This window comes from Flavobacterium sp. ACAM 123 (assembly GCF_000264055.1).
Lineage (GTDB): Bacteria > Bacteroidota > Bacteroidia > Flavobacteriales > Flavobacteriaceae > Flavobacterium.
This window is the reverse complement of the sequence record NZ_AJXL01000004.1, coordinates 59,791-69,736: the sequence shown is the minus strand read 5'-3', so window position 1 is coordinate 69,736 and position 9,946 is coordinate 59,791. Positions and strand designations below refer to the sequence as shown.

Below are 9,946 nucleotides of genomic sequence, written 5' to 3'. Positions count from 1 at the left end.
TTTTCCTTTTTATGAAAGTGGCTATTACAAATTTGAAACATCCCCTTTTTTAAAAAATTTGAATAGAAACGCTCTACTGCAAGAACGCCTTCTTTTATTTCATTGAAGCCATATCAATTACAAAGCGGTATTTCACATCACTTTTATTCATTCGTTCATAAGCTTCATTAATATAGTCCATATTAATTACTTCCACATCTGAGACGATATTATGTTCAGCACAATAGTCTAACATCTCTTGCGTTTCAGCAATTCCACCAATCAAACTTCCCATGATACTTTTACGTTTCAAAACTAATGAGGCTGCAGGAATTACAGCTGGAGCGGATGGCATTCCAACAATAATCATGGTACCGTTAGTATTCAATAATTTTAAATACTCATTATAATCATGATCTGCTGAAACGGTGTTTAAAATAACATCAAACTCACTGGCAAGTGATTTCATTACTTCAGCATCAGAAGTTAAGGCAAAATGATGTGCGCCTAATTTTTTAGCATCTGCTTCTTTCGATGGCGAATGGCTCAACATAGTTACTTCGGCACCAAAAGAAGCCGCAAACTTAACTGCCATGTGACCTAAACCACCTAAACCTAAAACACCCACTTTATGTCCTTTCCCTACATTTAAACGACGTAATGGAGAATAAGTGGTGATTCCAGCACATAATAAAGGAGCAACTCCTGAAAGTTCTAATTTATCTGAGATATGCAAAGTATATTCTTCATCAGCGGTAATACTTGTAGAATAGCCTCCGTAAGTTGGAATCTTTGTTCCTCTTTCGTAGCTGTTATAAGTCCCTGTCATTCCTTCATCACAAAGTTGTTCGTCACCTGCTTTACAACTCTGACACGTTCTGCAAGAATCAACGAAGCAACCTACACCTGCTATTTCACCAACTTTAAATTTTGATACCGCGCTACCTACAGCAGTAACTTTACCAACAATTTCATGACCGGGAACTAATGGATAAATGGCCGGTCCCCAATCTCCTTTAGCAGTATGTATATCTGAGTGGCATACACCACTATAAAGTATCTCTATTTGAACTTCTTTTTCACCAAGTTCCTTTCTTTCAAATGTAAAAGGTCTTAATGGAGTTTTCGCATCGTATGCTGCATAAGCGTTAATTGCTTTCATATCTTTTGTTTTAATTAAAAATCTAAAGTACAAAAATGATATCCTCTTCTTGTTAATACTATGGTAAATGAATTATGACCACCTGCTATATCCGGATCTGTAACTAGCGCTGAACAGGCCTACATCCCTGTTCTGATTGCTTCAACAGGATCTAATTTTGAAGCCGTAATAGCCGGCAATATTCCTGAAATGAGACCAATTAATCCCGCTAATACTGTTCCTAAAAGAATATTCCCCATTCCTAATACAAATTCAAAATCCAGCACATTGGTCAATATCAACGCAATAATCCAGACCAGAAATAACCCGATAATTCCACCAATAACAGACAGTATAACCGCTTCGAATAAAAACTGGAACAAGATAAAACGGTTTTTGGCTCCTAGTGATTTTTGAATTCCTATTAGATTTGTCCGTTCCTTTACTGAAACAAACATAATATTAGCGATACCAAACCCTCCAACTAAAAGCGAAAAGCCACTAATCATCCATCCTCCAAATTTCATATTTAAAATAAACCCATCAATTAAATCCGTAAAACCAGAGAATACATTTATAAAAAAATTATCAATTTCACCAGCTTTGACTCCCCTGAAATCCCTTAACTTTTGTGTTATTTCGGCCTTATAAGCCCCCATATCGACTCCTTTATTGGGCTTTAAAACAATAACATTTACTAACGATTCATTATTATCTCCATACAACTGTCTAAGAAAATTAACCGGGATATAAGCTGATACGTCATCACTGGAACCAAACAGTTCTGCCCCTTTTTTCTTAAGTACTCCAATTACGGTAAAACGCTGCCCATATACTCTTACGTCTTTTCCAACTGGCTCCAATTCACCAAAGAGTGATTTCGTAATTTCACTACCTAAAACAATAACTTTCGCTCCTGAATTTGCTTCTGATTCATTATAAAACCTACCCTTTCTCGAACTCCAGCCCTTGAATATCGATGAACTCATGGGATACGGGCACCATATTAACGTCACTAACTGTCTTTGAATCATATTTTATCGATTCTCGTTTGGTGAAAATTTGATAGCCTAATTCATCCGTATTTGTCATCGACCCTTTCATATAGGTATATTCATCATACTTAATATTAGGGAACTGCTCTCTTTTCCATTTGGGAACATCAGAAGGTCCAAAAGAAAATTTCATTAAATAAATAGTGTTTTTATCTAAGGTACTTAAATCTTTAGTGATTTTCCTGTCCAATGAATCTACGGCAGCAAGAACTGCTATAATAGAGAAAATACCAATAGTCACGCCCAGTAAAGAAAGTAAAGTTCGCAACAGATTACCCCGCAATGCATTCATAGCAAAAGCAAAACTTTCTTTTAATAATCGGAGATATACTAGCATAAAATCTTTTTTGTGTTATTGTAAACATCTGAAAATATTATTCAAAAAGCAAATAATAAACGGTACTTTGTGTTGGTCTAATTTTTTAAGACAATGTTACAACACTTAGTAGAAATTTATAATCAAAAAAAACTATTTTTGCGCTTTATAACAATAACTACATAATGAACACAACTAAAACGATTCAATCAGCACTAATTTCAGTATTTTCAAAAGAAGGTTTAGAACCTATAGTTAGGAAACTACATTCTCAAAATGTTGTTCTCTATTCTACAGGTGGAACTGAAGATTTTATAAAAAATTTAGGCATTCCCGTAATAGCTGTTGAAGATGTCACTTCTTACCCTTCGATCTTAGGCGGAAGAGTAAAAACGTTACACCCAAAAGTTTTTGGAGGTATATTAAATCGTCAAGATAACGAAAGTGATGTTCAACAAATGAAGGAATTTGACATCCCTCAAATCGATTTGGTAATTGTTGATTTGTACCCTTTTGAAAAAACAGTGGCTTCTGGAGCCAGTGAAAGTAATATCATCGAAAAAATAGATATTGGCGGAATTTCTTTAATTCGTGCTGCAGCAAAAAATTTCAAGGATACCGTTATAGTTGCTTCGGTAGACGAATATAGTTTACTTTTGGATTTGATAACAAATCAAAATGGCGGTACAACCGTTGCAGACAGAAAACTATTAGCAACAAAAGCTTTTCACGTTTCATCCCATTATGACACTTCTATCTTTAACTATTTCAATACCGATGAAACTATTTTCAAAGCAAGTATCGCAGATGGCCAAATACTAAGATATGGAGAAAACCCCCATCAAAAAGGATTCTTTTTTGGTGATTTTGATGCTATGTTTAATAAATTACATGGAAAAGAATTATCATACAACAACTTACTCGATGTAGATGCAGCCGTCACTTTGATTGGCGAATTCAAAACTGACGATCCTACTTTCGCGATATTAAAACACAATAACGCTTGCGGCCTTGCCACAAGAAAAACGATCAGCGACGCTTACAATGTTGCCTTGGCTTGTGACCCAACATCAGCATTTGGAGGTGTATTAATTGCAAATACAAAAATAGATGTCGCTACAGCAACTGAAATAAACAAATTGTTTTGCGAAGTAGTTATTGCCCCTGAATACGATGCAGAAGCAATTGAAATTTTAGAACAAAAGAAAAACAGAATTATTTTAATTCAAAACGAATTAGACTTACCGCAAAAACAAGTTAGGTCTTGCTTGAACGGACTTTTAATTCAAGAAAGAAATAATATCACTGACAATAAAGAAGATCTGAAGACCGTTACTGTAACGAGTCCTACAGAACAAGAAATTCAAGATTTGATATTTGCCTCTAAAGTTTGCAAAAATACAAAGTCTAACACTATCGTTTTTGCAAAAAACGGAACGCTCCTATCCTCCGGAACTGGCCAAACTTCAAGAGTTGATGCCTTGCTTCAAGCCATTGAAAAAGCAAAAACTTTTGGTTTTGATTTAAACGGAGCTGTTATGGCCAGTGATGCTTTTTTCCCTTTTCCAGATTGCGTAGCAATTGCGAAAGACGCGGGCATAGCAGCTGTTATTCAGCCAGGAGGATCGATAAAAGACCAATTGAGCATTGACTATTGCAATGAGAATAAACTTCCAATGGTATTTACTGGAACTCGTCATTTTAAGCATTAATTTGATTAACTTTGTAGGCTCCTAATTTTTAACTTTTTAAACCCCAGAAAAACTTATGGGATTTTTTGATTTCATGACCGAGGATATCGCGATAGACCTTGGTACCGCTAACACTTTAATCATACATAATGATAAAGTCGTAATTGACAGCCCATCAATAGTTGCTCGAGATAGAATCTCAGGCAAAATCATTGCAGTTGGTAAAGAAGCCAACTTGATGCAGGGTAAAACACATGAAAACATTAAGACAATAAGACCTTTGAAAGATGGTGTAATTGCCGATTTTGATGCTTCAGAAAAAATGATCAGCTTATTTATAAAAAGCATTCCTGCTTTGAAAAAAAGAATGTTTACGCCAGCACTTAGGATGGTGGTTTGTATTCCTTCTGGCATTACTGAGGTTGAAATGAGAGCAGTAAAAGAATCTTGTGAAAGGGTGAATGGTAAAGAAGTTTATTTAATTCACGAACCAATGGCCGCTGCAATTGGTATCGGTATTGATATCATGCAACCTAAAGGAAACATGATTGTAGATATAGGTGGTGGTACAACTGAAATCGCTGTAATTGCACTTGGTGGAATTGTATGTGATAAATCAGTAAAAATTGCAGGAGACGTTTTTACCAATGACATCGTATATTACATGCGTACCCAACATAACCTTTTTGTTGGAGAAAGTACCGCTGAAAAAATAAAAATCCAAATTGGAGCCGCTATTGAAGACTTAGAAACTCCTCCCGAAGACATGTCCGTACAAGGAAGAGATTTACTTACCGGTAAACCAAAACAAGTAGAAGTGTCTTACAGAGAAATTGCTAAAGCACTCGATAAATCAATTCAAAGAATTGAGGATGCGGTTATGGAAACCTTGTCTCAGACTCCTCCCGAATTAGCAGCAGACATCTACAATACTGGTATTTACCTTGCTGGTGGTGGCTCTATGCTAAGAGGTTTAGACAAAAGAATTTCTCAGAAAACAGATTTACCTGTTTACATTGCAGAAGATCCATTAAGAGCAGTAGTTCGAGGAACAGGAATGGCGCTTAAAAATCTTTCGAAATTTAAAAGTATCTTAATAAAATAAGATGTTGACAATTTCCGTTTAGAAGCAAATCCTGAAACAAAATAATCAAATAAGAGAATGCAGCAAATATTTAATTTTATATTCAAAAACAGTAATAGAATACTGTTTTTGCTATTGTTGTGTATTTCGCTTTTGCTTACCATACAAGCTCACTCCTACCATAGAAGTAAAATCATAAGCTCCGCCAATTATTTAAGTGGCGGAGTGTATGAAAGAATTAACAATGCCAGCGAGTATTTGAATTTGAAATCTCAAAATGATGCTTTGGCAATTGAAAATGCTAGACTAAAAAGCATTTTGTTTGCCACTACCGACTCTATCTCTATTACAAAACTAGAAAAAACAAAGGATAAGTCACCTTACGATATTTTAGTCTCCAAAGTGATTCACAACTCTTATAATGTACATGAAAACTACCTTACTTTAAATTCCGGTGAACTACAAGGAGTGCAACCTGACATGGGAGTTATCAATAATTTAGGATTAGTTGGGATTATAGACAATACCTCACCAAGATACTCAACGGTTGTTAGTATTTTGAATGTTAAATCTCGAATAAATGCTAAAATCAAAAAATCAAATCATTTTGGTTCTTTAATATGGAATGGAAAAAGTACTGGCTTTGTTCAACTGATTGATGTACCAAGACTAGCTTCTGTTAGAAGAGGAGATACTATTGTGACCGGTATGCAATCCGAGATTTTTCCAGAAAACATCAATATTGGAACTATTGAAAAAATCTATATTGACAATAAAACCAATTATTACACTTTAGACATAAAACTCTTTAACGATATGACAAATTTGGGTCATGTTTATATTTTAAAGAGCAAATACCGAGATGAACTTAATAATTTAGAAAAAGAAAAGAAAAATGAATAGCACTCTGTTCGTCAATATTTTTCGGTTTATTTTATTACTGGCCGTTCAGATTGTTATTTTTAACAATATGAGTTTTTTGGGATTTATAATGCCCCTCCCCTACATGCTGTTTATTATTTTGTACCCTGTTAATGGAAACAGATCAGGGTTATTACTAACCAGTTTTCTCTTAGGCCTCACGATGGATGTGTTTTCCAATTCAGGGGGAGTACACGCTGCGGCTTGTGTTACTTTAGCATATCTTCGGCCTTATATATTTAAGTTTTCCTTTGGTATCAGTTACGAATACCAAACTATAAAACTAAACGATGTATTAACACCTGAACGGTTCTCTTTTATATTAATTTCAGTGATAATTCATCATTTCACCTTATTTATATTAGAGGCATTTCAAGTTAGCTTCTTCTGGGACATATTAATCCGAACACTACTAAGTACCGTGTTTACTATCATTAGCTGTATCATAATTATATACCTAATTAAGCCGAACAAACGATGAGAAAACTTCTGCTGCCCTCCTTAATTATCGTCGCAGCACTATTGCTGTTAATCCGAATCTTTTATTTGCAGGTGATCAATGACAGCTTCAAATTGAAATCAGATAATAACGCCATTAAAATAAAATACGATTATCCTGAAAGAGGTTATATTTTTGATAGAAATGGAAAGCTGCTAGTATCAAACCAAGCATCATACGACATCATGGTAATTCCTAGAGAATTGAAAAATATTGATACGGTCGAGTTTTGCAAATTATTAAAAATCACAAAGGAGGATTACATAAAAACAATAGCTAAAGCTAGAGTGTACAGCCCGCGTCTTCCTTCCGTTTTCCTACCTCAACTAAACAAAAGTGAATTTGCTGCATTTCAAGAAAAAATACGAAAATTTGAAGGGTTCTACTTTCAAAAACGTTCGCTTCGTGATTATGAGGTAGATTTTGGTGCCAATGTATTTGGGTTTATCACTCAAGTTAACGAACGTTTAATTGCCAAAAACCCCTACTATAACAGTGGTGATTTGATAGGCATGCAAGGCGTTGAAGAAAGTTATGAAGAAATTTTAAGAGGAATAAAAGGCGTTAAATATTTTCAAAAAGACAAATACAACAGAGAGATAGGTTCTTATAAAGACGGAAAATATGATACTATTGCAGTACAAGGAGAAGACATAAACCTTACACTTGATGCTGAACTTCAAAGGTATGGAGAGCAGTTAATGATCAATAAAAGAGGAGGTATAGTCGCTATTGAGCCTAAAACTGGTGAGATTTTAGCACTTATCACCGCACCGTCCTATGATCCGTCGATTTTGGTAGGTAGACAACGTTCTAAAAACTACACATTATTGTATTACGACTCCATTGCGAAACCGTTGTATGACCGAGGTCTTTTAGCGGAGTATCCGCCGGGATCCCCTTTTAAAATACTGACGGGTCTAATCGGATTGCAAGAGGGTGTAATAGACGAGCAATCCACTTTTATGTGCCATCATGGTTTTAGCTATGCCGCAGGACGTTTTATGAAATGTCACGGTTTTGGACCACATCAATTAAATAATGGAATCTACAACTCCTGCAATACCTATTTTGCCAACGTTTACATGAAAACGATCAATAAATACGTAAAACCTTCCTATGCGGTTGACGTATGGAGTGATCATCTAAAAAGCTTTGGATTAGGTGACTTTATGGGCTATGATTTACCTACAGGAAAAAGAGGGAATATCCCTGATTCAAAAACATACAAACGCATGTACCCTAACGGCGGCTGGAGAAGTACTACCATCATATCGAACTCTATCGGGCAGGGTGAAGTATTGATGACTCCTATTCAACTGGCCAGCATGATGGCTACAGTTGCTAACGAAGGCTACTACTACACACCTCATATCATCAAAAAAATTAAGGGTACAGCGATTGACCCAAAATTTAAGGTAAAGCATCAAACTACTATCGACAAAAAATATTTCAAACCGATGATTAAAGGTCTTTTTGATGTTTATAACTTAGGTACTGCCAGCACATTACGGGTAGAAGGAATTGATATCGCCGGTAAAACGGGTACAGCAGAAAATTTTGCCAATATCGGAGGAAAAAGAGTTCAACTAAAGGATCACTCTATTTTTGTGGCTTTTGCCCCGAAAGATAATCCAAAAATAGCTATAGCCATTTTAGTGGAAAATGGTGGCTATGGAGCAACAATTGCAGGACCCATCGCTAGTTTAATGATCGAAAGATATCTAAGAAAGAAGATAACACGAACCGATTTAGAAACAAGAATTCTAAAGACCAGCTTACGAGAACAATATGCAAAATTAGGCGGAATGAAAGAAGCTAACGCTATTGAGACTACACCTAAAGATTCTACTAACACAAATAATGCGGTTATCAATTTTATACCTGTAGACTCTACTAATCAAAATTAAAAAGAGATTCATTCCAAATGAAAAATCAAAGCATAAAGAAAAATCTTGACTGGACATGTATACTAATTTATGGTGCTCTTGTGATAATGGGTTGGTTAAACATCTACTCGTCATCCTTATCGTCTATTGAAGGTACATACCAGAAACAGCTTATATTTATTTTATTGACTATTCCCTTAATTTTTATAATACTTGCCATTGATGGTAAATTTTATGAAAAATATGCAAGTATAATTTTTATTGTTTCCTTATTATCATTGGCAGGTCTTTTTCTGTTTGGTAAAACTATAGCGGGACAACGATGCTGGTACGCACTTGGAAGCTTCACTATACAGCCCTCTGAATTTGCCAAAGCTGCAACCTCCTTGGCCTTAGCAAAATTTTTAAGTGACTCCCAAATTAATTTAAAAGAAGCAAGCCGCCAAATGCAGGCACTTGCGATTGTATTTTTGCCTGTCCTCCTTATTCTACCCCAGCCCGACCCTGGTAGTGCATTAATCTACAGCATCTTTATCATTGTTTTGTATCGAGAAGGCTTGCCTTCATGGTATGTATGGACTGGTTTCGTCACAATAGCCTTATTTGTGCTAACCTTAGTTTTTGAACCACAATACGTAATACTGTTGGCATTAGTAGTTATCCTGATTGTTCATTTTAAATCAAGACTAGGAGACCGCAATATGCTGTTAAGCACAATTATACTTGCATTGATATCCGGTTTTGTTCTGTCTGTAAGTTATGTATTTCAAAATGTCTTTAAACAACACCATAGGGATCGTTTTAATATCTTATTGGGTAAAACCGTAGATTTAAAAGGAATTGGCTACAATACCAACCAATCTGAAATTGCTATTGGATCTGGAGGATGGCTTGGGAGAGGTTTTTTGGAAGGAACTCAAACTAAAGGAGGATTTGTACCGGAACAGCATACTGATTATATCTTTACCACTGTTGGTGAAGAATGGGGCTTTATAGGATCACTTGTGGTAATCACGCTTTTTGTCAGCTTATTTGTTCGGGTTATCTATTTGGCCGAAAGGCAAAAAACAAAATTTAGCCGGGTTTATGGCTATTGCGTCGCCGGTATTTTGTTTACTCATTTCTTTGTAAACATTGCGATGGTAGTAGGCGTTTTCCCCACAATTGGAGTTCCACTACCTTTCTTTTCTTATGGAGGTTCTGGTCTTTGGGGATTTACTATTTTATTGTTTATCTTTCTTAAAATGGACGCAAATAAAGTAAATGAGTGGTAACAACTAAGCGCTTAGTTAATCGGCTAAGATTTATAATCGCTACCTTTTTCTAACCTATTTTCTAGTGCATCATCTAGTTTCATAAAAAAAATACTGG

At 35.5% G+C, this 9,946-nt stretch carries 7 protein-coding genes and 1 pseudogene; 6 read left to right on the top strand and 2 right to left on the bottom strand.

Annotated features, from left to right (window positions below; all coding sequences use genetic code 11):
• Positions 1-94: 94 nt before the first annotated feature.
• Positions 95-1,141 carry an NAD(P)-dependent alcohol dehydrogenase gene (locus A3SG_RS0101465; protein ID WP_016988235.1) on the bottom strand — a complete coding sequence of 349 codons (1,047 nt, stop codon included), beginning with the start codon at positions 1,139-1,141 and terminating at the stop codon, positions 95-97.
• Positions 1,142-1,260: 119 nt separating this feature from the next.
• Positions 1,261-2,512: pseudogene (locus A3SG_RS22655) on the bottom strand (ABC transporter permease).
• 164 nt (positions 2,513-2,676) lie between these two features.
• On the opposite strand from A3SG_RS22655, the gene purH reads away from it, so the two are divergent.
• From purH to rodA, 6 genes are read left to right on the top strand one after another with little or no spacing between them, the layout of a single operon-like run.
• A complete protein-coding gene (gene purH, locus A3SG_RS0101455) occupies positions 2,677-4,203 on the top strand; it encodes a bifunctional phosphoribosylaminoimidazolecarboxamide formyltransferase/IMP cyclohydrolase (protein ID WP_016988234.1) in 1,527 nt (508 codons plus the stop codon).
• A 55-nt stretch (positions 4,204-4,258) separates the two neighbouring features.
• Positions 4,259-5,287, top strand: coding sequence for a rod shape-determining protein (locus A3SG_RS0101450; protein ID WP_016988233.1), 1,029 nt, complete (start codon positions 4,259-4,261; stop codon positions 5,285-5,287).
• Positions 5,288-5,344: 57 nt separating this feature from the next.
• Entirely contained in the window at positions 5,345-6,169 is an 825-nt protein-coding gene (gene mreC / locus A3SG_RS0101445) for a rod shape-determining protein MreC (protein ID WP_029596547.1), read from the top strand.
• Entirely contained in the window at positions 6,162-6,668 is a 507-nt protein-coding gene (locus A3SG_RS22085; RefSeq protein WP_016988231.1) for a hypothetical protein, read from the top strand. The genes mreC and A3SG_RS22085 overlap by 8 nt, the downstream gene beginning before the upstream one ends.
• Complete coding sequence (gene mrdA / locus A3SG_RS0101435; protein ID WP_016988230.1) at positions 6,665-8,596, top strand: penicillin-binding protein 2; 1,932 nt, start codon at positions 6,665-6,667, stop codon at positions 8,594-8,596. Before A3SG_RS22085 ends, mrdA begins: the two co-directional genes overlap by 4 nt.
• Positions 8,597-8,613: 17 nt before the next feature.
• Positions 8,614-9,849: a rod shape-determining protein RodA gene (gene rodA / locus A3SG_RS0101430; protein WP_029596546.1), complete on the top strand. Its 1,236-nt coding sequence runs from the start codon at positions 8,614-8,616 to the stop codon at positions 9,847-9,849.
• Positions 9,850-9,946: the final 97 nt, after the last annotated feature.

Coding starts and splice junctions, on each gene's coding strand:
- A3SG_RS0101465 (WP_016988235.1), bottom strand. CDS start 1,141: ATGAAAGCAATTAACGCTTATGCAGCATACGATGCGAAAACTCCATTA.
- purH (WP_016988234.1), top strand. CDS start 2,677: ATGAACACAACTAAAACGATTCAATCAGCACTAATTTCAGTATTTTCA.
- A3SG_RS0101450 (WP_016988233.1), top strand. CDS start 4,259: ATGGGATTTTTTGATTTCATGACCGAGGATATCGCGATAGACCTTGGT.
- mreC (WP_029596547.1), top strand. CDS start 5,345: ATGCAGCAAATATTTAATTTTATATTCAAAAACAGTAATAGAATACTG.
- A3SG_RS22085 (WP_016988231.1), top strand. CDS start 6,162: ATGAATAGCACTCTGTTCGTCAATATTTTTCGGTTTATTTTATTACTG.
- mrdA (WP_016988230.1), top strand. CDS start 6,665: ATGAGAAAACTTCTGCTGCCCTCCTTAATTATCGTCGCAGCACTATTG.
- rodA (WP_029596546.1), top strand. CDS start 8,614: ATGAAAAATCAAAGCATAAAGAAAAATCTTGACTGGACATGTATACTA.